This is a genomic window from Eubacterium sp. AB3007 (assembly GCF_000688015.1).
Lineage (GTDB): Bacteria > Bacillota > Clostridia > Peptostreptococcales > Anaerovoracaceae > Aminicella.
The window spans coordinates 937552-959827 of sequence record NZ_JIAD01000001.1 but is presented as its reverse complement, the minus strand read 5'-3'; the positions used below and the strand labels follow the sequence as shown (position 1 = coordinate 959827).

19 protein-coding genes and 2 tRNA genes are annotated in these 22276 nt (G+C 54.1%); 15 read left to right on the top strand and 6 right to left on the bottom strand.

Annotated elements, in window-relative coordinates:
- On the top strand, nt 1-372 hold the full coding sequence (locus tag P156_RS11620) for a hydrogenase maturation nickel metallochaperone HypA (RefSeq protein WP_081818451.1): 372 nt from the start codon (nt 1-3) through the stop codon (nt 370-372).
- 46 nt (nt 373-418) lie between these two features.
- On the opposite strand, the gene P156_RS0104795 is transcribed toward P156_RS11620, so the two are convergent.
- Nucleotides 419-1333: a LysR family transcriptional regulator gene (locus P156_RS0104795; RefSeq protein ID WP_027869152.1), complete on the bottom strand. Its 915-nt coding sequence runs from the start codon at nt 1331-1333 to the stop codon at nt 419-421.
- A gap of 142 nt (nt 1334-1475) precedes the next feature.
- Here P156_RS0104795 and P156_RS0104790 point away from each other — a divergent pair, with 142 nt between their 5' ends.
- The gene (locus P156_RS0104790; RefSeq protein ID WP_081818450.1) at nt 1476-2372 is read left to right on the top strand and encodes a DMT family transporter; all 897 of its coding nucleotides are present in this window, start codon (nt 1476-1478) and stop codon (nt 2370-2372) included.
- A gap of 122 nt (nt 2373-2494) precedes the next feature.
- Here the strand turns inward: P156_RS0104790 and P156_RS0104785 are convergent.
- Nucleotides 2495-2582, bottom strand: a tRNA-Ser gene (locus P156_RS0104785).
- A 168-nt stretch (nt 2583-2750) separates the two neighbouring features.
- Here P156_RS0104785 and P156_RS0104780 point away from each other — a divergent pair.
- The 4 genes from P156_RS0104780 to P156_RS0104765 all read left to right on the top strand — a co-directional run bounded on the left by P156_RS0104780 (nt 2751) and on the right by P156_RS0104765 (nt 7018).
- A tRNA-Glu gene (locus tag P156_RS0104780) sits at nt 2751-2825 on the top strand.
- An 891-nt stretch (nt 2826-3716) separates the two neighbouring features.
- Entirely contained in the window at nt 3717-4925 is a 1209-nt protein-coding gene (locus P156_RS0104775) for a cation diffusion facilitator family transporter (RefSeq protein ID WP_027869150.1), read from the top strand.
- A complete protein-coding gene (locus P156_RS0104770) occupies nt 4906-5871 on the top strand; it encodes a D-2-hydroxyacid dehydrogenase (protein WP_027869149.1) in 966 nt (321 codons plus the stop codon). Before P156_RS0104775 ends, P156_RS0104770 begins: the two co-directional genes overlap by 20 nt.
- Before the next feature lie 4 nt (nt 5872-5875).
- The gene (locus tag P156_RS0104765) at nt 5876-7018 is read left to right on the top strand and encodes a glycerate kinase (RefSeq protein ID WP_027869148.1); all 1143 of its coding nucleotides are present in this window, start codon (nt 5876-5878) and stop codon (nt 7016-7018) included.
- A 40-nt stretch (nt 7019-7058) separates the two neighbouring features.
- Here the strand turns inward: P156_RS0104765 and P156_RS12730 are convergent, their stop codons facing one another.
- Entirely contained in the window at nt 7059-8249 is a 1191-nt protein-coding gene (locus P156_RS12730; protein WP_027869147.1) for a DUF3048 domain-containing protein, read from the bottom strand.
- Between the two features lie 149 nt (nt 8250-8398).
- On the opposite strand from P156_RS12730, the gene metF reads away from it, so the two are divergent.
- The 6 genes from metF (at nt 8399) to P156_RS13110 (ending at nt 15128) form a co-directional block, all read left to right on the top strand.
- Nucleotides 8399-9268 (top strand): methylenetetrahydrofolate reductase [NAD(P)H], encoded by an 870-nt coding sequence (gene metF, locus P156_RS0104755; RefSeq protein WP_027869146.1) that lies wholly within the window; start codon nt 8399-8401, stop codon nt 9266-9268.
- The gene (locus P156_RS0104750; protein WP_034802242.1) at nt 9265-9942 is read left to right on the top strand and encodes a vitamin B12 dependent-methionine synthase activation domain-containing protein; all 678 of its coding nucleotides are present in this window, start codon (nt 9265-9267) and stop codon (nt 9940-9942) included. The genes metF and P156_RS0104750 overlap by 4 nt, the downstream gene beginning before the upstream one ends.
- Nucleotides 9943-9971: 29 nt before the next feature.
- A complete protein-coding gene (locus P156_RS0104745; RefSeq protein WP_027869144.1) occupies nt 9972-12368 on the top strand; it encodes a homocysteine S-methyltransferase family protein in 2397 nt (798 codons plus the stop codon).
- A gap of 203 nt (nt 12369-12571) precedes the next feature.
- Entirely contained in the window at nt 12572-12784 is a 213-nt protein-coding gene (locus tag P156_RS0104740; protein ID WP_027869143.1) for a ferrous iron transport protein A, read from the top strand.
- 66 nt (nt 12785-12850) lie between these two features.
- On the top strand, nt 12851-14863 hold the full coding sequence (locus P156_RS0104735; protein WP_027869142.1) for a ferrous iron transporter B: 2013 nt from the start codon (nt 12851-12853) through the stop codon (nt 14861-14863).
- Nucleotides 14864-14969: 106 nt separating this feature from the next.
- Nucleotides 14970-15128, top strand: a complete 159-nt coding sequence (locus P156_RS13110; RefSeq protein WP_081818449.1) for a FeoB-associated Cys-rich membrane protein — start codon at nt 14970-14972, stop codon at nt 15126-15128.
- A 112-nt stretch (nt 15129-15240) separates the two neighbouring features.
- Here P156_RS13110 and P156_RS0104725 read toward each other — a convergent pair whose 3' ends face one another.
- From P156_RS0104725 to P156_RS0104715, 3 genes are all read right to left on the bottom strand, one after another.
- Nucleotides 15241-16761 carry a YfcC family protein gene (locus P156_RS0104725; RefSeq protein WP_027869141.1) on the bottom strand — a complete coding sequence of 507 codons (1521 nt, stop codon included), beginning with the start codon at nt 16759-16761 and terminating at the stop codon, nt 15241-15243.
- Between the two features lie 32 nt (nt 16762-16793).
- On the bottom strand, nt 16794-18029 hold the full coding sequence (gene pepT, locus P156_RS0104720; RefSeq protein WP_027869140.1) for a peptidase T: 1236 nt from the start codon (nt 18027-18029) through the stop codon (nt 16794-16796).
- Between the two features lie 157 nt (nt 18030-18186).
- Entirely contained in the window at nt 18187-19083 is an 897-nt protein-coding gene (locus P156_RS0104715; protein ID WP_027869139.1) for a YitT family protein, read from the bottom strand.
- Between the two features lie 268 nt (nt 19084-19351).
- Here P156_RS0104715 and P156_RS0104705 point away from each other — a divergent pair, with 268 nt between their 5' ends.
- Genes P156_RS0104705 through P156_RS0104695 form a run of 3 tightly spaced genes read left to right on the top strand, consistent with a single transcriptional unit; the run spans nt 19352 to nt 22137 of the window.
- Nucleotides 19352-20797, top strand: a complete 1446-nt coding sequence (locus tag P156_RS0104705) for an aminoacyl-histidine dipeptidase (protein WP_027869138.1) — start codon at nt 19352-19354, stop codon at nt 20795-20797.
- A gap of 16 nt (nt 20798-20813) precedes the next feature.
- Complete coding sequence (gene deoC, locus P156_RS0104700; protein ID WP_027869137.1) at nt 20814-21470, top strand: deoxyribose-phosphate aldolase; 657 nt, start codon at nt 20814-20816, stop codon at nt 21468-21470.
- 16 nt (nt 21471-21486) lie between these two features.
- Complete coding sequence (locus P156_RS0104695) at nt 21487-22137, top strand: GntR family transcriptional regulator (protein WP_027869136.1); 651 nt, start codon at nt 21487-21489, stop codon at nt 22135-22137.
- Nucleotides 22138-22276: the final 139 nt, after the last annotated feature.

Genomic DNA, 22276 nt, shown 5'->3' with positions numbered 1-22276 from the left:
ATGCATGAAATGTCATTGGTCACTTATGTTCTCAATGCAGTGGAGAATAAGGCATCTGGCATGGGAATCGAGAAGGTGGGGGAGATCGGACTGGTGATCGGCCGTCTGGCGGCGGTGCCGGAACTGATGGAGAGATGCTTTCAGATCGCCAGATACCAACGCCCCATGTTCCAGGAGGCGACCCTGCATATTGAGATGAGAGATATCCGGCTGCGCTGCCGGGAGTGTGGAACCGAATACAGCTCCCAGGATGACTTTGGCTACGCGACCTGCCCGGAGTGTGGCAGCGGGGCATCGGATCTGCTTGGTGGAAAGGAACTTCTGCTGGATTACTTTGTGCCGGCAAAAGAACAGAATACAGGAAATGTCTGAGTCGTTTGCAGTGGTGACAATTCCGGCTTTCGGCAGGGGTGTATCCCTACGATTTTCCGGTTTTGTCACCACCTTTCTGTTTTGATAGGCGTACACCATCCGGAAAACGTTCCTGGGCGAATTCTGCAAACCGACAGGCCGCGGGGGACATACCTTCACGGGGCGGTGTTGCCATTCCAATCTCGATATACTGAGGGGGTTCCAGCGGGAGGTAGCGAACGCCGGCCCGAAAGGCTTCTCCAATGATGGCATTGGTACAGGTGACCCCAAGACCGGCCGCCACCATGGCGTAGGCGGCGTAGTTGTCTGAGGTGGAATAGCGTATGTTGGGGCGGACCTTGCAGCGGTGGAGCATCCTGGAGTTGTCCGAGTCCTTACCTGGATAGAGTTCGACAAAATCCTCCTCCCCGAAGCGGATCACGGGAAATGATGGCGAATCCGACAGAGGGTGATGCTCCGGCAGGCAAGCCAGAAGCTGATCGCGAACCAAGGGGAGCCAATCGTACTGTCCGTCCCGCTTGCTTATGATGCAGAGTTCCAGCCTATGTGCCTCCATTTCCTGGAGCAGTTCGCTGCTGGTTCCTTCCCGAATCTCCACCCGGATCCCGGGATACGCCCGGCTGAACTCCGCGATGAGCCTGGCAAACCAGTCATAGTAGGCGTAGTAGGACGTGCCGATGCGGATCGTTCCTCTTTCAAGGCCGACAAGTTCTCCGGCAAGCTGTGTGTAGCGGTCTGCAGCATCCACGATCTGTCGCATTACGGGCAGGAGCATCTGGCACTCCTCAGTAGGCGATACCCCACTGCGGCTGCGTACCAGCAAAGGGCATCCCGTCTCTTCTTCCATTGTTGCCACCATGCGGCTCATTCCGGAGGTGGTGTATCCCAATCTTGCGGCAGCTGCGGTCAGGCTGCCTTCCTCGATTACACAAAGCAATCCTTTGCAACGTTCTGTATCCATGTTCCCTCCTAATGTTGACTATTACACAACTATAGGTTGATATATTCTCGATTTACTCAATGATAACGCAAGGATATAATAGTGTCAAGAGCGAAAGGCAGTGGAGGTGAGCGGAGTGGATATACGTTGCGATAGCAGGGGAATGCTTTCTGTGAGGAGTGGCTGCCTTCTGATGGCGGGTCTGTCGATGGCCAGAGGATCCTCTTTTCTGATGTCCAAATCCCTCCTGGATGGGATGGGGCCTTTGAACCTTCTGGGGCTACGGTTCCTACTGGCGTTCGCGGTACTGTTCCTGCTGTTTCTGAAGCGTACCTGCCGGGATGTTCAAAGGGATCCGGGGGTGTTGGCAGGAAGCTTTGTGCTGGGAGGGGTGTACTTCCTGTGCATGGCCGCAGAGCTGATCGGACTGCAGTACACCACCTCGTCCACCTGTTCTTTTCTGGAAAACAGTGCCATCGTCATCGTGCCGGTGATCGAGGCGATCCTTCTGCGGCGGCGGCCGGCGCCGGTGATCGTCATCAGTACATTGATCACGTTCCTGGGCATCGGGTTTATCGTACTGCGAAGCGGAGGGGTCGTCGGTGTTGGGCTCGGGGAGATTCTCTGCATGGCTGCAGCTCTGCTGTATGCGGTGGCTATCATTCTTACTGACCGGCTGTCGAAAAAGCACGACCCAATGACTCTGGGCATTCTATATGTGGGCATTATGGGGAGCATGGGGATAGTGGCCTCGCTTTGTACAGAGTCTCCCCATCTTCCACATAGCGGTAGCCAGTGGGTGCTTCTGCTGGGATTGGCGCTGCTGTGTACAGCCTTCGGGTTCACCATGCAACCGGTGGCTCAGAAGCCTATATCCTCTGAGACCGCCGGCATCATCGGTGCACTGAATCCGCTGACCACGGCGATCCTGGGATGGTTGTTGCTGGGGGAGATGCTGGGCGCATCCGGCATCCTGGGGGCCGTGCTGATCATCTCTGGGATATTGCTTCCGAATCTGAGGGTAGGGAGTAAATCTGTCTGCGTAAACGATGCTCGTTAATAATGTCATTTCACAAGTCGATATTCGCTTCATTCTCTTCCACAAAGCCTTGTCTGTGTATTTCCTCCAATCCTATTCCACCAAAAGAAAAAACATCGAGCTGTTTGCTCGATGCTTTCTTTTGGCGGAGGGCATGGGACTCGAACCCACGAGGCTGTTACACCCTACTCGCTTTCCAGGCGAGCTCCTTAGCCACTCGGTCAACCCTCCACACCGCGTGTCCACGAATTAATTTACCACAAATGAGGGGAAAATGCAAGTAAAATCTACATATTATTTCCAAAAAAACATTATTTTTTTCAAAAAAAGGGGTTGCGTTCCTTTCTGATTCGTTATATAATAACATCTGTCAGTGCTTCGGCGGACGTAACTGAATATGTCGCCTTGGTCAAGTGGTCAAGACGCAGCCCTCTCACGGCTGAATCAAGGGTTCGACTCCCTTAGGCGATACCAACGATAACGACATCCGGAAGGATGTCGTTTTTCGTTGGTATTGCATATAGTTGGAGGGAGTCGAACCCGAAAGGGCGCGAACGTGAAGGGGAACGGTCGTTTGGACCGTTCCGTAGTGAGCGAGTCAAGCAGGCTGAACGAGCCTGCGTAGACTGGCGGACTATGCCCGAAAGGGCATCGGCCGCAAACTCCCTTAGGCGATACCAACGATAACGACATCCGGAAGGATGTCGTTTTTCGTTGGTATTGCATATAGTTGGAGGGAGTCGAACCCGAAAGGGCGCGAACGTGAAGGGGAACGGTCGTCTGGACCGTTCCGTAGTGAGCGAGTCAAGCAGGCTGAACGAGCCTGCGTAGACTGGCGGACTATGCCCGAAAGGGCATCGGCCGCAAACTCCCTTAGGCGATACCAACGATAACGACATCCGGAAGGATGTCGTTTTTCGTTGGTATTGCCTGACCACCCCTCCGTTTCCCAGAACCTCAATTCCGTTAATATTGTTCCCACTTTGTTTCATATTGGTCGCTTGGATACCAGATTCTCAATAATGACGGGTTTCTGTATCCCAAGAGGGCATTTTCGACAATCCTATTCCCAATAGATCCATAATCATGAACTGGGCAACCAAAAAGCGGGTTTTTGAGAAAAACCGTATCCTAAGGTTCCCTATCAGGAGATTTGGGAACAGAAAATGTCTCATTTGCAATTCGGGCAACGTTTCTCGATAATCTTTACAATTCTGTCTTTGGGGAACCGCCAGGCCACAGGAATCGGTAGTACTTCGACGAGTTCCATGTGAGGCGGCGAGGATTACATGGACCTGCGATCGAGGGCGGATTCCCCGGCAGATGTAGTGACAACCGAAGAAAAATCTGCTATCATTATCTATTATGAAGGAATTTATCTGGAAAACATTTGTCAAGGATCATGAGAACTACACCGAACCTGCAGTACGGGACCGGTATACTCGGCTGACAGGCACCATGGGGATCCTGGTGAACAGCGTGCTTTGTGTGGCCAAGATTGTCCTGGGAATCGGCATCCACTCCATCGCAGTGGTAGCGGATGGTGCCCATGACATGGCAGATTCTCTGGCAGCCTGCATCACACTGATCGGAGCCAGACTGGCCCGGAAGCCTGCGGACAGCGATCATCCCTTTGGTCATGCGCGTATCGAGTATCTGACCTGTCTGGTGGTGTCTGCCATCATCCTGGTGGTCGGCGTGGAACTTCTGAAAACCTCTGTCGGGAAGGTGCTCCACCCGGTAGATACCGAGTTTTCCTGGGCAATGGTCGGTTTTATGGTGGTGGCGATCCTGCTGAAGGGGAGCAGTGCTTTGTTCACCATCGCCACAGGAAAGCACATCAATTCTCTCCCCGTGATTGCGGCGGGGACCGACAACCGTAACGACGTAATCACCAGCATCATCATTCTCTGTGGTATGCTGCTGCACCATTACACAGGTTTGGAACTGGACGGGTATATGGGGTGCCTGGTGTCGCTGTTCATCCTCTGGTCCGGGATCTCGTTGATTCGGGAGGGGGTGGACCCGCTTCTGGGCACAAAGCCTGACCAGGCGACTATCGACAAACTGGAGGAGATCGTTCTCTCCCACGAGGGTGTGTTCGGGATCCATGACGTGATCCTGTACAATTACGGGCCGGGGAACACCTATGCGGCCTTTGACGCCGAGGTGGATGGCCGGGCCAGCGCCATGGAGATCCACGAGGTGATCGACCATATCGAGCACGAGCTTATGGAGGAGATGAATATCCATGTGACTTGTCACATGGATCCGGTGATTCCGGATGATCCGGCCCGGATCCGGCTCATGGCGATGCTCACGGATGCGCTTCGCCCGTTTGACGCCGTGGAGGGGATCCATGACCTGCATGTGCAGCGGACCGGAGAGCAGTCAGAATTGCACGTGGATGTGGTGATCACTCCCGGTGCTTCGTATGCCCCAGAGGAGATCACATCTGCTGTGAACCAGGCCCTCGCCGAAGCCGGAGAGGAGGGCAAGGCGGTACTTTTCTTTGATCAGGCCTATACGGTTACAGAGCATAAGGAGGATGAGAATGAAGATCGTGATTCTTGACGCGTATACAGAAAATCCCGGGGACCTGTCCTGGGCGCCTTTGGAAGCCTTGGGAGAGGTGGAAATCTACGACAGGACCTCGGTCCGGGAGTCCCCGTTGATCGCAGAACGCCTGGCGGGGGCGGATATTGCGGTGACCAACAAGACACCGCTGTCCCGAGCTACCATCGAGAAATGTCCGGACCTGAAGGCCATCGCCGTATTGGCCACCGGCTACAACATCATCGACTGCGCCTGCGCCGCTGAGCGAGGGATCCCCGTGATGAACGTGCCTGCCTATGGGACACAGATCGTAGCGCAGTACGCGGTGGGCATGCTGCTGGAGATCTGCTCTCATTTCGCACATCATGATCAGGCGGTGAAGGAAGGACGCTGGACCAACAACATTGAGTGGTGTTTCTGGGATTATCCCATGATCGAACTGGCAGGCAAGACCGCAGGCATCGTCGGATTCGGCAGGATCGGCCGAACTACCGGCAAGATCGTGAAGGCCATGGGGATGCGGGTCCTCGCCTGCGACAAAGCTCAGTCGGAAGAGGGGCGAGCGATTGGGGAATATGTGGATCTTGACCGGCTTCTGGCAGAATCAGACGTGATTTTCCTGCACTGCCCACTGTTCCCGGACACGAAGGAGATGATCAACCGGGAGACCATCGCCAGGATGAAAGATGGGGTCATCCTCATCAACAACAGCCGGGGAGCTCTGGTGGTGGAAGAAGATCTGGCAGAGGCGCTGAACAGCGGGAAGGTCTATGCCGCCGGACTGGATGTGACAGCAGTGGAACCCATCCCAGAGGATAACCCGCTGCTGGGGGCGAAGAATTGTCTGATCACGCCGCACATCTCCTGGGCGGCCAAAGAAGCGCGGCAGAGGATTTTGGATACGACCGTGGAGAATGTACAGTCATTCCTGGCGGGAAAGCCGGTGAATGTAGTGAATGGGTGAACCTATGAAATTGGTATTTGCATCAGATTCTTTTAAGGGAAGTCTGTCCAGTGAACGGACGGCGCAGTTGCTCACCAAGGCGGCAGAAGAGATATTCGACGAGACAGAGTGCTTCAGTTTGCCTGTGGCGGACGGCGGAGAAGGGACCCTGGAAGCGGTGGTGAGCGCCACCGGTGGTGGGTTTGTGGAAGCCTGGGCCCGAGATCCCATGGGTAATCCGAGGAGGACGCATTATGGGGTGACGGGAGACGGTCGGGCGATCATCGAGATGGCAGCCGCTTCTGGTCTTACTCTGGTGCCGGCAGAGCAACGTGACCCGGAGTCAGCCAGCAGTTATGGGACCGGCGAATTGATCCAGGATGCTCTGGCGCGAGGATACCGGGATGTTTCTGTGGCCATCGGCGGCAGCGCCACCAATGACGGCGGCATGGGCTGTGCCCGTGCCCTTGGCATTCGATTTCTGGATGAGCGAGGACAGGAATTGGATGGTATCGGAAGCGATCTGGGGAGAGTGCATAGCATCGATATGGCAGGGTTGGATCCTCGGCTGGCTGGCGCTACGCTCACGGTCATGTGCGATGTGACCAATCCTCTCTGTGGCCCGGATGGGGCGACCCAGACCTTTGGAGCACAGAAGGGAGCCTCTCAGGAGGCGCTCCAGCGCCTGGAAGAGGGTATGTGCCACTACCGGGATGTATTGCTGCGAACCTTCGGGAAGGATGCAGACCAGATGCCCGGTGCCGGTGCGGCAGGCGGTCTGGGGGCAGCCCTCATGATCCTTTTGGGGGCCAACATGCGCTCCGGCATCGAGACGGTGTTGGATCTGATCGGGTTTGAGACTCTTCTGAAGGAGGCAGATCTGGTGATCACGGGAGAGGGGCGCACTGACTGGCAGAGTTGCCATGGCAAGGTGATGCAGGGCATCGGAGAGTATGCACGCAGAAGAGGAGTTCCTGTCATCGGTCTTTCCGGATCTCTGGGGCTAGGAGCAGACCAGATCCTGGCACACGGGATCACAGCCCTGACGACTACCGTGAACGCTCCCATGGAGCTTGACGAAGCCATGGAGCGGGCGGAAGAACTCTACCTGGATGCCGCACGGAACATGTTTCGGATGGTGAAGGTGGGAATGAAACTCGGGAAATAGCAACAAAAAAGGAGGAGTAACTCCTCCTTTTTGATTGCGATCAACTGAGCTTCAGCTTGCCGCCATGGTTGCTGGATGCCCATCCAATCCAGGTCTTGCCCTGATTCAGTGTGATGGGAACAGGTTCCGCCTCAATCGTGGTGGTCTCCCCAAGGCTCAGGCCTGTGATGGTCGCATCGGCGGCCTTCTGCATATCCTCGGTGAGGGCCTGGTCGAAGAGGACCAGTTCTTTCTTGCGCCAGGAGGCTTTCCAGCCGATGTCTCTGGCCTTGCCCTGGCTGATGTACTTTCCGGTGCCTTTCTTCATCTTGTAGTCGCAGTAGACCACGGTGCCGCCGCCACCGCCCTGATAGTCCTGTTTCTCGATGTATTCCGTCTTATCGAAGAGGACCAGAAGATTGTCTCTTTCCAGATCATTATCAAAGTTGCTTGTGTGGTATTTCTGATCTTTCTTGTCATAATTCCAGACGGTGGTCTCCCAGTTGCTCCGGGCGGAATAGTCCAGAGAGACTTTGGAGGCCTTCTGGTCACCGGCGGGCACAGCCTTCTCGTTGAAGTAGAGCACGGTCTTCTGCTTGGGTTTTTGTCTGTGGCCGTATTCCTTGATGGCAGCCGCGACCTTGTTGCCGTGGATGATACCGGTGTGCTCGCTGGACACGTTTCTGGTGCTGTCTCTATCGTATAATCCACACTTGTTTGAAAAGTCCATGCCGTTGATGTGCTGAACCTTGTGTCTGCGGAAGATGGTGTTCGCTCCGATGTAGGCGCCCTTGGAGTGACTCTGGCCCCAGTGGATGAAGATGGAATCGAATAACTCAGAGAACCGGATGAAAGGTGGTCTGGCGCTTCGCATAGGTCCGACTTTCTTGGGGATCTTCTTGTAGTCAGCGTAGAACCAGAGCGTTCTGGTGATGCCACCCTCGACTTCTCCCTCCAAGATGATGTCCGGGGCGTATTTCTTGTCATCCATGCCCCACTGCGGACGGGCGTCCGGAGTGTTCTCCACTACGATGGCAACTGTGCGGCGTTTCAGCGCGCTGGCATCGAATCCCTTCTCTACTCCGGTGAGAGGATTGACGATACGTGGAGTCTCCTCCTGGGCGGTGTCCTGCTTGGGTGTTGCCTTCTGCTCCTCCTGCGAGGATCCAGAACAGGCGGTAAGCAGCATGCCCGCAGCCAGAATCGCTGACAGGAGGGTAAGTGTAGTGCGTTTCAGTCTTTTTGATCTCATATCTCAAGTCTCCCTCATTCAGATTAAATGGTATCGTTGAGTTATATTATACCATTGATAGAGAAGTGATACAAGGATGCACTTTTTTTAAAACATAGTGTATAACAGGGTCTTTTGGTGTATAATTATTCCAATGGAGGTGAATGTGCTTGAAAATATCAGATTTATATAAACAGAAGAAACCTGTTTTTTCTCTGGAGGTGTTCCCCCCGAAGAGGAAGTCTAACATAGAGTCTCTATACAAGGCCGTGGAGGCTTTGTCTTCTATGCATCCGGACTTCATCAGCGTGACCTATGGTGCGGGAGGGAATCTGGCTGATGATACCACCTGTGAGATCGCAGCCAACATCAAGAGCCGCTATGGGATCGAGACCTTGGCCCATCTGACCTGCATCAACTCCACTCGTAAGGACGTGAAGGCTATGATTGGCCGTCTGCGGGACGCTAACATTGAGAACGTGATGGCGCTGCGGGGAGATATCGTCCCGGGGGAGACGATCCAACGGGAGTTCGAACATGCCAACGAGCTGGCTATCGAGATCCAGCGCAAGTGCAACGACCAGCTGGAGATCATCGGGGCATGCTATCCGGAGGGCCACTATGAGAGCCTGAACCTGGAAAGTGACATTCAGAACCTGAAATACAAGATCGGCGCCGGCGTTCAGGTACTGATCAGCCAGCTGTTCTTTGATAACAATGCCTTCTATAATTTCATCGGGAGGGCCCGGAGCATGGGGATCAACGTGCCCATCTCCGCCGGGATCATGCCCATCGTTCGCTCCAGTCAGATCGAGAAGACCGTGCAGCTTTCCGGCGCCAGTCTTCCCCATGAGTTCACGGCTATGATCGGACGATATGAGCACGACCCCGAGGGGCTCTACGAAGCGGGGATCGACTATGCCATCCGCCAGACGCGAGATCTGATCACCAGTGGCGTAGACGGTATCCATCTCTATATCATGAACGATCCCACAGTTGGCCTGCGGGTCTGGGAGGGCTGCCGGGATCTGCTCGGATGAACGGTAAGATAGAGGCCCGCCTGAGTGCCCTGAATCGAGGCGAGATCCTGCACTATCTGGGCTACAGCGGGCAGAAAATCGATTCGACATTGTCAGCGCAGATCGACCGGTGCGCAGCTCTGGTGACAAAAGCGGCGGTTCCGCGGCTTGTGTGGGTTCGTCTTCCTATGGAGCACAAAACCGTGTTCGACTGGGAAAGCAGGGATCTGGAAAGCCTTCTGGACGACTGCCGGGAGCATATCTTGCTGGCTGCTACCATCGGAGCAGGGGTGGATCAACTGATCCATCGCTACGAGATCAGTAATATGGCAGATGCCGTGATCATGGATGCCTGCGCCAGTGCAGCGATAGAGAATGTATGCGACCATGCGGAGCACCATTTGAGAGAGATGCTCCGGAAGGAAGGGCTGTATCTGACGGACCGGTTTTCTCCGGGGTATGGAGATCTGCCGATGAGTGCGCAGCGCGGGATATGCAAGAGACTGGATACGGGACGCAAGATCGGGGTGATGCTCTCAGGAAGCGGACTGATGATCCCAAGGAAGTCGGTGACAGCGATCATGGGAATCGCACAGAGGCCGGTGCAGCGAAGGACCAGAGGTTGCGATATATGTAGTCTTGGCGCAGACTGTCCATACAGACGAGCGGGTACACGGTGTAGCGCAGCCCGGTAAGGGATTCTTTCTGGGGAGGAGAATTGAGAATGAAAGACATATTGATACTTGACGGTGCCATGGGTACCATGCTCCAGCGATCAGGACAGCAGCCGGGGGAGATCCCGGAGGTTTTTGGTATGGAGCATCCGGAGATCCTGGCAGATATCCACGAACAGTATATACAGGCGGGAAGCCGGGTGATCTATGCCAATACCTTCAACGCCAACGCACGTAAGCTGGCGGAGAGCGGACACAGCGTCGGGGAGGTGATCACCGCCAATGTGAAGACCGCCCTTGCTGCAGCCGCCGGCAGAGCCAGGGTTGCGGTCAGCATGGGACCCATCGGGGAATTGCTGGCTCCGCTGGGGACGCTGCGGTTTGAGGAAGCCTATGAGATCTTCCGGGAGATGGTCTGTGCAGGACGGGATGCCGGGGCGGAGTTGGTGGTATTCGAGACTTTCAGCGATCTCTATGAGCTGAAGGCAGCCGTACTGGCGGCGAAGGAACACACGGATCTTCCGGTATGGACCACCATGAGCTTTGAGGCGACAGGGCGGACCTTCCTGGGGACAACGGTGGCTTCTATGGCCAGCACCATGGAGGGGCTGGGGGTGGATGCCATGGGGATTAACTGTTCCCTGGGCCCGGCAGAGATCCTTCCCCTGATCAGAGAAATGCGTCGTTGGACGGACCTTCCTTTGATCGTCAAACCAAACGCAGGCCTTCCGGATCCCAGAACAGGTGATTATGCTATGGATGCCGCGGCGTTTGCGGATCAGATGGGAGAGTACAGAGAGCTGGGAGTCAGCATGATGGGCGGGTGCTGTGGCACAGATCCTTCCTTCATCAGGGCTTTGTCCGGGCTGAAGCTGAAAGGGCCGGAGATTGCCGCTGGATGCGTCAGTAGGGTGGACGATCCCTCCGCAGGGACATGCCGGGGCGTGTGCGCGCCTTCTCACATGGCAGAGTTCGGCGGTGTGCACGTGATCGGAGAACGGATCAACCCCACCGGCAAGAAGAAGTTCCAGCAGGCGCTGCGAGATGGAAATATGAACTATATCATGGAACAGGCTATCCAGCAGCAGGAAGCGGGGGCGGACATTCTGGACGTGAACGTGGGACTGCCTGATCTGGATGAGCCGGCGATGATGCGCACTGTGGTCCGTGCGGTGCAGAGCGTGGTGGACCTGCCTGTCCAGATCGATTCCAGCAATCCTGCCGCCATCGAGGCGGGACTGCGGGCAGCAAACGGCCGGGCCATCGTCAACTCCGTAAATGGAGAGACTGAGAAGATGGAAGCGATCCTTCCGTTGGTGAAGAAGTATGGAGCGGCCATGGTGGCTTTGACCATGGACGAGGATGGTATCCCGACCACTGCCGAGAAGCGCGTGGAGATCGCACACCGTATCATATGCGCTGCGGAGCGCTATGGTATTCCCAGGGAAGACATCCTTGTGGACTGCCTGACCCTCACGGTGTCAGCGCAGCAGGCGCAGGCCATGGAAACGCTGCGCGCCATGCGGATCCTCCGAGAAGAGGGCTGCCATCTGGTGCTGGGCGTGAGCAACATCTCCTTTGGATTGCCTGCCCGGATCCATGTGAACCGCAGTTTCCTGACTATGGCGCTGTACTGCGGACTGGACTTCGCCATCGTCAACCCCAACCAGAAGGAGATCATGGATGCCATCTATGCGTTCCGGGTGTTCTCCTGCGAGGACGAGAACTCCGAAGCGTATATCGAACGATTCAAGGATGAGAAGCCGGTGGCGGCTGCACCGGTCTCTGCGGGCACAAAGCCTTCTGCGGCAGGGGCCTCTGCAGCGGAACCGCGGACCGTCGAGGACGCCATTCTGAAAGGGCTGAAGGAGGAAACGGCCTCTATTACCAGGAAATTGCTCACGTCCATGGATGCCATGGCCCTGATCAACGAGAAGATCATTCCGGCATTGGATCTGGTGGGAGCGAAGTACGAGACCGGCGAGTTGTTTCTGCCCCAACTGATCAACGCGGCCAATGCAGCCTGTGCAGGACTGGATCTGATCAAGGAACGGCTGGCGGAGAGGGGAGCCAGCATTGATAAGGAGAAGATCATTCTGGCTACGGTGAAGGGAGACATCCACGACATCGGTAAAAACATCGTGAAGGTGGTGCTGGAAAACTACGGATACCAGGTCATCGATCTGGGAAGAGATGTGGATCCGTCTGCCATCGTGGAGAAGGCGATAGAGGAGAATGTACGCCTGATCGGGCTGTCTGCATTGATGACCACCACCGTAGGCGCGATGGAGGAAACCATCCGGGCGCTGCATGAGGCCGGTCACGACTGCCAGGTCATGGTAGGAGGCGCGGTGCTCACCGAGGAGTATGCAGGGGAGATCGGTGCGGATTGCTTTGTGCGAGACGCCAAAGCCTCTGCAGACGCGGCAAAGAAAATACTGGGATAGTGTTGATCGACCCCAGCGGGGAGAAGGTTTTGAAAAAATTGGCCCTGCAGGGGTTGACATTTTTTATCAATAGGGTTAGACTAAACTAACAAGGGCTGAAAGAAGCCCTTTTTCAAAGGAAGACGGTTAGTTGTAATTAACAATAATTAGCGACAGTTAATGTTCGGAAGATGGATTGAACTCAGTGCAGAATGGAGAGAACTATGAATTTACTGGAAGGAAACGTAGGGGAGACCTACATGGTCAAGGATATTGACACGGCGGATGAGGAGATGAACGGATTCCTGTTTCGCCTGGGTTGCTACAGTGGAGAGCCCATCACCCTGATGTCCAAGAAGAAGAAAGGGTGCATCGTGGTGATCAAGGATAGTCGTTACAGCATCGATAATACGCTGGCAGAAGCTATCATAATTTAGTTCGTTAAAGATCGCGAGCCAAAGGCCGCGGGAATATAAGAAGTATATAGAAGAGAGGTAATGTGTATGAGAATTGCGTTTGCCGGCAATCCCAACAGCGGAAAGACGACCATGTACAATGCGCTGACTGGGCGGAGCGAGAAGGTAGGTAACTGGGCCGGGGTTACCGTTGGAAGAAAAGATTCTCCTATCAAGGATTCTTTCACAGGTGGACAGGAGGCCATCGCGGTGGATCTGCCAGGTGCCTACTCCATGTCTCCGTTTACTCCAGAGGAGAGTATCACCAGCGAATTCGTACGTGACGAGCATCCAGATGCGATCATCAACATCGTAGATGCTACCAATCTGAGCAGGAGTTTGTTCTTCACCACCCAGCTTCTGGAACTGGGGATCCCTGTGGTGGTTGCCCTGAACAAGAGCGACATCAACGAGAAGGAACATACCTCCATCGACGAAGGCAAGCTTTCTGAAAAACTGGGCTGCCCGGTTGTCAAGACCGTATCCACGGACGAAAGGAACAGCGGTCTGAAAGAGGTGGTAGCCAAAGCCATGGCGCTGGCAGGCAAGGTGCAGAAAGCGCCGTATCTGCAGGCGGAGATCGACTTGCACGACAAGGCGGCTGTAGACAGGGAAGACCGGAAGCGGTTCGATTTTGTCAACGGCGTCGTGAAGGAAGTCGAAGTCCGGCAGGTAGCTTCCAGTCAGGAGAACACTCACGACAAACTGGATGCGATCCTGACCAACAAGTTTGCAGGCATTCTCATCTTCGCGATCGTCATGTACGCAGTGTTCCAGATCTCCCAGGCTGTGGTGGGTCCGGCTATCGCCGATTGGTTGGTGGGCTGGATCGAGACCTTCCAGGGGTGGGTCGCCGGTCAGTTGGAAAACAGCCCGGCCATCGTCAGCGCCATCGTGGCCGATGGAATCGTGGGTGGCGTCGGTGCCGTCATCGGGTTCTTGCCACTGGTTATGGTCATGTACTTCCTGATCGCCCTGCTGGAGGATTGTGGATACATGGCACGTGTCAGTGTTGTCCTTGACCCGATCTTCAAGAGAGTGGGTCTGTCCGGAAAGTCCGTCATCCCTGTTGTCATCGGCACTGGCTGCGGTATCCCGGCCATCATGGGGTGTCGTACCATCCGCGATGAGCGGGAGAGAAGAGCGACCACCATGCTGACGACTTTCATCCCGTGTGGAGCCAAGATCCCTGTCATCGCCCTGTTTGCGGGCGCGTTCTTTGCCGGGGCAGGCTGGGTCAGTGCCCTGAGTTACTTCCTGGGACTGGTCCTCATCTTCCTGGGAGCCCTGCTGATCAAGGCGGTCACCGGATACAAATACAGAAAATCCTTCTTTATCATGGAATTGCCGCAGTACAAGTTGCCTAGCCTGAAAAGAGCCTTCTGGTCCATGATGGAACGTGCCAAGGCTTACATCATCAAGGCGGCCACCATTATCCTGGTGTGCAATACCGTGGTGCAGGTCATGCAGAGTTTCAACTGGAAGTTCCAGGTAGTAGAAGAGGGAATGGAGAATACTTCTATCCTTGCCTCCATCGCATCTCCGTTTGCCATCCTGTTGGTTCCGCTTGGATTTGGTGTTTGGCAGCTGGCAGCAGCGGCGATCACTGGATTCATCGCCAAGGAGAACGTAGTCGGTACACTGGCTGTGGTATACGGTCTGACGGCATTCATCGATACGGACGAGCTGGCCATGACCGGCGGTGCCAACGAGGTAGCCATGACCATGGGTCTGACCTCCGTTACCGCACTGGCCTATCTGTTCTTCAATCTGTTCACGCCGCCGTGCTTCGCCGCCATCGGTGCTATGAATTCTGAGATGCAGCACAAGGGCTGGCTATGGTGCGCTATCGGCCTGCAGCTTTCCACCGGTTACACAGTGGCCTTCCTGGTCTATCAGATCGGAACACTGATCACCGAGGGACATTTGGGAACAGGCTTTGTGCCTGGACTGATCGCGATCATCGTAATCGCTCTGATCATCGTGGCGATCTCCAGAAAGATCCGCGCGCACTTCGATGAGAAGTACAGCCTGCACGAGCATGCTCGCGCAACAGCTTAACAGACGAAACGCAATAGAGTCTGAGACGGGGCAGGGAACTGCCCCGTTTGAATTACCGTAAATTGTGTATATAATGTAGATAGAAAAACAGTGAGGAGGGAAAGGTATGAACATGCAAACAATCATAGCGGTGATCGCTGTGGCGCTGATCCTCTTCTTTGCCATTCGGTATATTTACAAGGAGAAGAAGAAGGGAAACAAGTGCATCGGCTGCCCGTTTGCGGAGAACTGTCAGAAGTACGGTGGTCATGAGAAGTGCGATTGAGAAGTGGCCATATAGCGAGAAGCAATGAGCGCGATCGCATCAAGGATCAAATACGCAAGAAAGAGGGTAAAAAAAGAGTTGCTGCATTTCGCAGCAACTCTTGCTTTGTCTGCTAGCCAATCATGACCTGTGCGATCAACATGATAAGTCCGAAGACGAAGTAGATGATGCACAGCGGCCAGATGAACTTCAGCCACTTGTTGTAAGTGGTATCGATCATTTCCAGTACCGGCAGGATCAGTCCGGTCGGAGTAACAACACCGATCAGGCCCAGACCGTAGATGTATGCGGAAATGACAGTGGATCTCGGGAGTCCAACAGCGTCTGCCAGAGGAGCCATGATAGGAATGGACAGCATGGCCAGTCCGGAAGAAGAGTTGATGAAGAATCCCAGAATGATGTAGATGACCATCATGACGCAGATGAATACGATGGGGTTCATGCCCTTGACCCAACCGGACATGGTGTGCAGCAGGGTATCAGAGATCATGCCGTTCTCCATCAGGTAGTTGACACCTCTCGCCAGTCCGCAGACCAGTGCAACGCCTACCAGGTCGGAAGCTCCACTGATGAAGACTCTGCAGATGTCCTTCTCGCTCATTCTTCCAATGATGCCGAAGACAACGCCTGCACACATGAACAGGGCTGCGGTCTCACCGAACCACCACTCCAGTTTGACTACGCCGTAGATCATGACGACGAAGACACAGAAGAACAGGACCAGGATGATCTTGCTGCTAGTGCGCATCTTTCCGGCAGCTACTTCCGCATCGACATCGCCGGAGAGGAACTTCTCTTCCAGGTGCTGCTTGCTCTCGTAGATGATGGACTTGCTAGGATCAGCCTTGACCTTGCGGGCATAACGCAGGATGTAGCCGATGGTCAGGATGACACCGATGATCAGGCCGACCAGGTGGATCCCCATGCCTTCTCTGAAGTTGATGCCTGCCGCGTTGGAAGCGATAACCACGGAGAACGGGTTGACGGTGGAGAACATACATCCGATGCAGGAACCCATCCAGATGGCCGCAACACCGACCATGGCGTCGTAGCCTGATTTCAGGAATATCGGTACCAGGATCGGGTAGAAGGCGATGGTCTCCTCGCACATACCGAAGGAAGTGCCGCCCAGGGCGATCAGGAAGCAGACCAGTGCGATGATGACCTGCTCTCTGCCTTTGGATACCCGGGCGAGGGCTTCGATACCTTCGTTGAATACACCCAGGAAGTTGACAATACCGACCATACCTCCGATCATGAAGATGAACAGGATGATGTCGATTACCTCATACACGCCCTGAATAGGAGCCATGATGAAGTCGAAGAATCCCTGACTATGGCGCTCCATCTTCTGATAGGTGCCGGTGATGGCCATGGGCTTATAGATGGTGCCGTCTGTGAACTTGTCCAGCTCAGCCTTGATGTTCAGCTTGTCCAGAGTAGCCTGGGTCGCTTCCATCTCCTCGGTGCTCTCATCCGGGTGGGTGATCACGAACACCTTGTTGTCAGTGTCATAACTCAGTGTGTCATACTTACCGGCGGGGATGATCCATGTCAGCAGTGTGGCCAGGATCAGTACGATGAATAACACCGTGTACGCCGATGGGAACGATAACTTTTTCTTCTCACTCATTGTACTATACCTCTCATAAAAACTGATAATGATTAAATATTCTTATCCTGCTCAGCGATGCGCTGAACCAGGCGGATAAGCAGTTCCACTGTCCGGTCCATATCACGGATCACGGCGAATTCTTTCTTGCCGTGGAAGTTGTGGGCGCCTACACCCAGATTGGGGCAGGGCAATCCCTTGAAGGACAGGAAGGCGCCATCTGTGCCGCCTCTCACTGGTGCGGTATCCGGCTCTTCTCCCATCTCGCGAATGATCGCCAGAGGAATCTCTGTCAGCACGGGGTGATCCTTCAGGATCTCTTCCATGTTGTGATAACTCTCCTCGATCTCGACGACGACGGTTCCTTCTCCATACTTGTGGTTCAGGAACTCCGCGGTCTTCTGCATAGTCTCGCAGCGTTCCTTCGCGATCTGGAAGTCGTGGTCGCGGATGATGTATTCCATGTCGGTCTGCTCCACATCTCCGTGGATCTCACAGAGGTGATAAAAGCCCTGGAAGCCTTCCGTATGTTCCGGTGTCTCAGAGTCTGGGATCAGACCATCGAACTCTGCCGCAATGCGGGCAGCGTTGATCATCTTGTCCTTGGCACTTCCGGGATGGATGTTGAATCCGTGTACATGGACCATCACTTCAAAGGCGTTGAAGGTGATCCACTGGCATTCGCCGAAGGCGTCTCCATCTACGGTGTAGGCGAAGTCTGCGCCGAACCCTTCTACATCAAAGAAGGTGCCGCTCTCTCCGATCTCCTCGTCCGGCGTAAAGCCGATCATGATATCCCCATGCTTGATGGAGTCATCCTTCTGCAGGGTCTCTGCCATTGTAAGGATCTCTGCGATGCCGGCCTTGTTATCGGCGCCAAGCAGAGTGGATCCATCGCTGGTGATGATGTCGCAGCCAACATAGTTGTTCAGGAATGGATAATCCTCCGGGCTTACGCTGGCGCCGGTATCCTTGTTCTGCACCAGATCCCCGCCCTCGTAGTGGATGATCTGCGCCTGAATATCCCTGGAGGGAGCCTCGTAGGAAACGTCCATGTGGGCGATCAATCCCATTACAGGGCCCTTGTAGTCAGGAATGTTTGCCGGGATCCTGCCGTATACATAGCAGTGATCGTCGAGGCGGATATCCTGCACTCCCAGTGTTTCCATCTCTCTGACCAGTTCCCTTGCAAACTCCCACTCTTCGGGGTTGCTTGGGATCACACCGGCCTTGGGATCGGAGCCTGTTGGAAATGTCACATAATGAAGTAGTCTCTCATGCGCTTTCATGACTCATATTCCTTTCTGAAATTTCACATTAAAAAATTGTTTTTCTAGAAAACAACAAGATTATTATACTACTAAAAAAATGTTGAATCAATAGATATAGTGCAGAAAACAATAATATGTATAAATTTTTCGCCTGAATTTGTTTCCGGATACAAGTTTATGATCTGATATCTGTATCGAGGCCATAGTTGCGGCTCAGAGAGAAGCCTCGTCCGCTCACCGAGGAGGCTGGCAGTACAGTCACAAAGGCCAGGGGATCTACATCTGCGATCACCTGCTTGACGGCGTGGATCCGCCTCTTCTGCGCGGTACAAAGCAGGACTGTGTTGGGCTGCTTCAGGTAACCACCCTCCCCGTGAAGCAGGGTGGAGCCAACGTTGGCATCTTCCAAAAGCCCTTGACGGAGCGCCTCCCATTTCTTGCTGACAATGATGAATTCGGCATCGTTGGAACCCAGGAGCAGGACTTTGTTCATGATGATGGAGTAGGCGAGAATGATCAGGATGCCGTAGAGAACCTCGTCAGCAGTCGCGAAGGAACACTGCAGAAGCAGCGCGATGATGTCTATGATGTTCATGACCAAAGCGGTGGAGAGCCCCTTCTTGCGGTTCAGGACGACTGCCAGTACATCACTTCCGCCGGTACTGCCTCCGGCTCGGACTACCATGCCGACGCCAGCTCCGATGAATAGGGCGGCAAAGGCGGCCGCCAAGAGTTTGTCCTGTGTCAGATGCTGCAGGGCGGGAAACATCTCCAGAACGCGAAGGGCAGCAGGATACAGAAAGGTACCGATGAGGATGGTGGAAGCGAACTCCTTGCCCAGAGCGAACAACCCTATCAGGAACAGCACCACAGTAATGGCACCGGTCCCGAAGGAAACGGGAATGTTCAGCGCTTCGGAGAGGACCCGTCCATACCCTGTGGCCCCACCGCATAGGAAATTGTTGGGGAGTATGAAGATCCCTGCACCGATCGCATTGAAGATGACTCCGACTGAAATGATCAGAAGGCGGAAAAGCCGGGTTTGTAAAGTCACCTGATTGGGTACTGCCATAGTGATACCTCCTTTAAGAAACCGTGTTACAATATCGAGAAAAAAGACACCCGTTCCACTGGAACCAGTGCCCAAGATTGGATTATAGTACCCGGAAGACCGGTTTTCAAGTGGTCAAAACCAAAAAAATAAAGGAATTTGGTCTGTATTCACTAAATTGAATAAAAAAGTAAATTGAAATTTATATTTTTGAACAAAAGTTTGAAAAATAAAGAAAAAGTGGTATACTATTGCCATAAGCAATATTATGAAAACAGGAGAGAGTATCATGAGCAACATTACTGAGTATGAACCAAAACGTGTTTTCCATTACTTCAATGAGATCAGCAAGATCCCTCACGGATCTTATAACACGGCAGCGATGACAAAGTTCCTGGTGGATTTCGCCAAGGCACAGGGGCTTGAGTACATTGAGGAAGAGATCGGCAACGTGATCATCAAGAAACCTGCGAGCCCGGGCTATGAAAAGTCTGCCCCCATCCTCCTTCAGGGGCACATGGACATGGTCTGCACAGTGGCGCCCGGCTGCACCAAGGATATGACCAAGGAAGGACTGGATCTGGTCGTGGACGGAGACTGGCTGACAGCAGAAGGCACGACACTGGGCGGTGATGATGGCGCAGCCGTCGCCTACATGCTGGCCCTGGCTGAGTCCGATGAGTTCCAGCATCCGGCGTTGGAGCTGGTGTTCACCGTAGATGAAGAAACAGGTCTGGAAGGAGCCGATGCCATAGATACGGATCATCTGGCAGCCCGCAAGATGATCAATCTGGATTCCGAGGAAGAGGGGATCATCACGGTCAGCTGTGCAGGTGGTATCACTGGCAAAGCACATCTGCCCATCAAGAGAGAAGAGAAGGAAGGAGAACTCTGCACACTGACGATCGGCGGTCTGAAGAGCGGTCACTCTGGTACCGATATCAACCTGGAACTTGGGAATGCCAACATACTTATGGGAAGAGTGCTCTACGACCTGTCCAAGGTAACGGAGGTCAGCCTGATCTCCATGGCGGGTGGTAACGCAGACAATGTCATTTGTCAGGAGTGTGTGGCAGAGATCATCGTCTCTGATACAGAGAAGCTGGCGAGTGAGATCGACAGATTGGATGCTGTTCTGAAGAACGAGTACAAGACTTCTGATCCGGGTGTGTTCGTGAAGGCGGAACTGGAAGGTGTCTGCCGGAAAGCAGCGACCGACGCAGACAGCACACGCAGAGTCCTGGCTTACCTGATGACGGCACCGTATGGTGTTCAGAACATGAGTATGGATATCAAAGATCTGACAGAGACCAGTCTGAATCTGGGAGCACTGAAGCTGGAGGAGGATGAGATGACAGCCCTTTATGCGCTGCGTTCTTCTGTCATGACCAGACAGGCCTACCTGCAGGATAAGCTGACACTGGCCTGTGAAGCGCAGGGAGGTACGGTGGAGTATTCCTTCTTCTATCCTGCCTGGGAATTCCGCAAGGATTCTCCGCTGCGGGACGTGTGTGTGAAGGTGTACCAGGAGATGTTCGGCAAGGAGCCTCTGGTGGAGGCGATCCACGCTGGACTGGAGTGTGGCATCTTCGCCGGGAAGATGGGCGGAGAGTTTGATGCCGTTTCCATCGGACCGCAGATGGTGGCCGTGCATACTGCGGATGAGAAGCTTTCCATCTCCTCTACCAAGAGGACATGGGAGTATCTGTTGGAGATCCTGAAGGAATCCAAGTAACAGAGATAGGAGTAAGATGCAGAAGAAATATGCGAGGATACTGGCGGCGTGCGACCATACATTGCTGCAACCGCACGCCACCTGGGAGGATATCAGGCAGCTCTGCGATGAGGCGTTGGAATACAGAACAGCGAGCGTCTGTATCCCGCCCTGCTTTGTCCGGGAAGCCAGAGAGTATGTTGGGAACGATCTGAAGATCTGCACCGTTATCGGGTTCCCCCATGGCAACAGCACGACTGCGTCCAAGGTGTTTGAGGCCAGAGATGCCATCGAGAACGGCGCCGATGAGATCGATATGGTGATCAACATCGGGATGCTGAAGGCAGGGCGACCAGACTACGTACGGGAGGAGATCCGTGCGGTGAAGGAAACGGTGGGGATGCGCGTGCTGAAGGTGATCGTGGAGACCTGTATGCTGACAGAAGCAGAGAAGATCCTCATGTGCAGGGTGATCTCCCAGTCCGGCGCTGATTACATCAAGACTTCCACCGGCTTTGCGGAAGCCGGAGCGACTTTTGAGGACGTGGCGCTGTTTGCAGAATACGTTGGTCCCCATGTGAAGATCAAGGCAGCCGGAGGTATCCGTACACTGGAAGATGCAGAGAAGTTTCTGTCACTGGGCGCATCCAGGCTTGGGACCAGTCGGATCGTAAAACTCGTGAAAGAGCAATAGACGGGAGGACGCAGGCATGGAGAAATACAAGTCCCTGAAAGATCATGTCTACGATTACATCGCCAGACAGATCATGGACGGCACACTCAAGCCGGAGCAGAAAATCAACGAGAACGTGATCTGCGAAGAACTGAATATCAGTCGCACGCCGGTCCGCGAGGCCCTGATCCAACTGGCCAGTGAGGGCGTTCTGAAGAACCGCGCTCGCAAGGGCTTTGTGGTGAGGGCTTTGTCCGAGGAAGAGGTGGCGGAGCTCTACGGAGTTCTCGGCGTGCTGGATGGGTATGCTGCAGAACTTGCCGTTTTCCAGCTTGGGGAGAAGGATCTGGCCAACATGGGGTTCTATGTGGATAGCATGGACGTGGCTATTCGTGCCGGAAACTATGAGATGTACCATGTGCAGCAGGTGGCGTTCCACGACGTTTACATCCAGAAGTCCGGCAACCAGATCCTGATCGACGAGTTGGAACGTCTGAAAAGCAAACTCATCAAGAAGACCTACGTGGAGGATGAGGAAGGGAGAATCAAACGTGCCCTTTACCAGACCAACGAGGAACACCGGGTGATCCTCCAGTATTTCAAAGAGAAGGACGGTGTGGCTCTGCGGGACTATCTGCGGAATGTCCACTGGTCGCCGGAATACGCCAGGATCGATGCCGGTGTATAACAAAGCGTTTGAATTAACAGAATTGAATCAATAATAAGAAGGTATAATTGGTGGGAATATTTCTCAAAAATCGCCTTGAACTCTTCCTTTGGAAGTGTTATAATCAGCAACTGTTGGGTTTGGAATAGTGAAAGATTTA

Excerpts from the sequence above, each read along its gene's own strand:
- P156_RS11620 (WP_081818451.1), top strand. The coding sequence starts at position 1 with ATGCATGAAATGTCATTGGTCACTTATGTTCTCAATGCAGTGGAGAAT.
- P156_RS0104795 (WP_027869152.1), bottom strand. The coding sequence starts at position 1,333 with ATGGATACAGAACGTTGCAAAGGATTGCTTTGTGTAATCGAGGAAGGC.
- P156_RS0104790 (WP_081818450.1), top strand. The coding sequence starts at position 1,476 with ATGCTTTCTGTGAGGAGTGGCTGCCTTCTGATGGCGGGTCTGTCGATG.
- P156_RS0104775 (WP_027869150.1), top strand. The coding sequence starts at position 3,717 with ATGAAGGAATTTATCTGGAAAACATTTGTCAAGGATCATGAGAACTAC.
- P156_RS0104770 (WP_027869149.1), top strand. The coding sequence starts at position 4,906 with ATGAAGATCGTGATTCTTGACGCGTATACAGAAAATCCCGGGGACCTG.
- P156_RS0104765 (WP_027869148.1), top strand. The coding sequence starts at position 5,876 with ATGAAATTGGTATTTGCATCAGATTCTTTTAAGGGAAGTCTGTCCAGT.
- P156_RS12730 (WP_027869147.1), bottom strand. The coding sequence starts at position 8,249 with ATGAGATCAAAAAGACTGAAACGCACTACACTTACCCTCCTGTCAGCG.
- P156_RS0104750 (WP_034802242.1), top strand. The coding sequence starts at position 9,265 with ATGAACGGTAAGATAGAGGCCCGCCTGAGTGCCCTGAATCGAGGCGAG.
- P156_RS0104745 (WP_027869144.1), top strand. The coding sequence starts at position 9,972 with ATGAAAGACATATTGATACTTGACGGTGCCATGGGTACCATGCTCCAG.
- P156_RS0104740 (WP_027869143.1), top strand. The coding sequence starts at position 12,572 with ATGAATTTACTGGAAGGAAACGTAGGGGAGACCTACATGGTCAAGGAT.
- P156_RS0104735 (WP_027869142.1), top strand. The coding sequence starts at position 12,851 with ATGAGAATTGCGTTTGCCGGCAATCCCAACAGCGGAAAGACGACCATG.
- P156_RS13110 (WP_081818449.1), top strand. The coding sequence starts at position 14,970 with ATGAACATGCAAACAATCATAGCGGTGATCGCTGTGGCGCTGATCCTC.
- P156_RS0104725 (WP_027869141.1), bottom strand. The coding sequence starts at position 16,761 with ATGAGTGAGAAGAAAAAGTTATCGTTCCCATCGGCGTACACGGTGTTA.
- pepT (WP_027869140.1), bottom strand. The coding sequence starts at position 18,029 with ATGAAAGCGCATGAGAGACTACTTCATTATGTGACATTTCCAACAGGC.
- P156_RS0104715 (WP_027869139.1), bottom strand. The coding sequence starts at position 19,083 with ATGGCAGTACCCAATCAGGTGACTTTACAAACCCGGCTTTTCCGCCTT.
- P156_RS0104705 (WP_027869138.1), top strand. The coding sequence starts at position 19,352 with ATGAGCAACATTACTGAGTATGAACCAAAACGTGTTTTCCATTACTTC.
- deoC (WP_027869137.1), top strand. The coding sequence starts at position 20,814 with ATGCAGAAGAAATATGCGAGGATACTGGCGGCGTGCGACCATACATTG.
- P156_RS0104695 (WP_027869136.1), top strand. The coding sequence starts at position 21,487 with ATGGAGAAATACAAGTCCCTGAAAGATCATGTCTACGATTACATCGCC.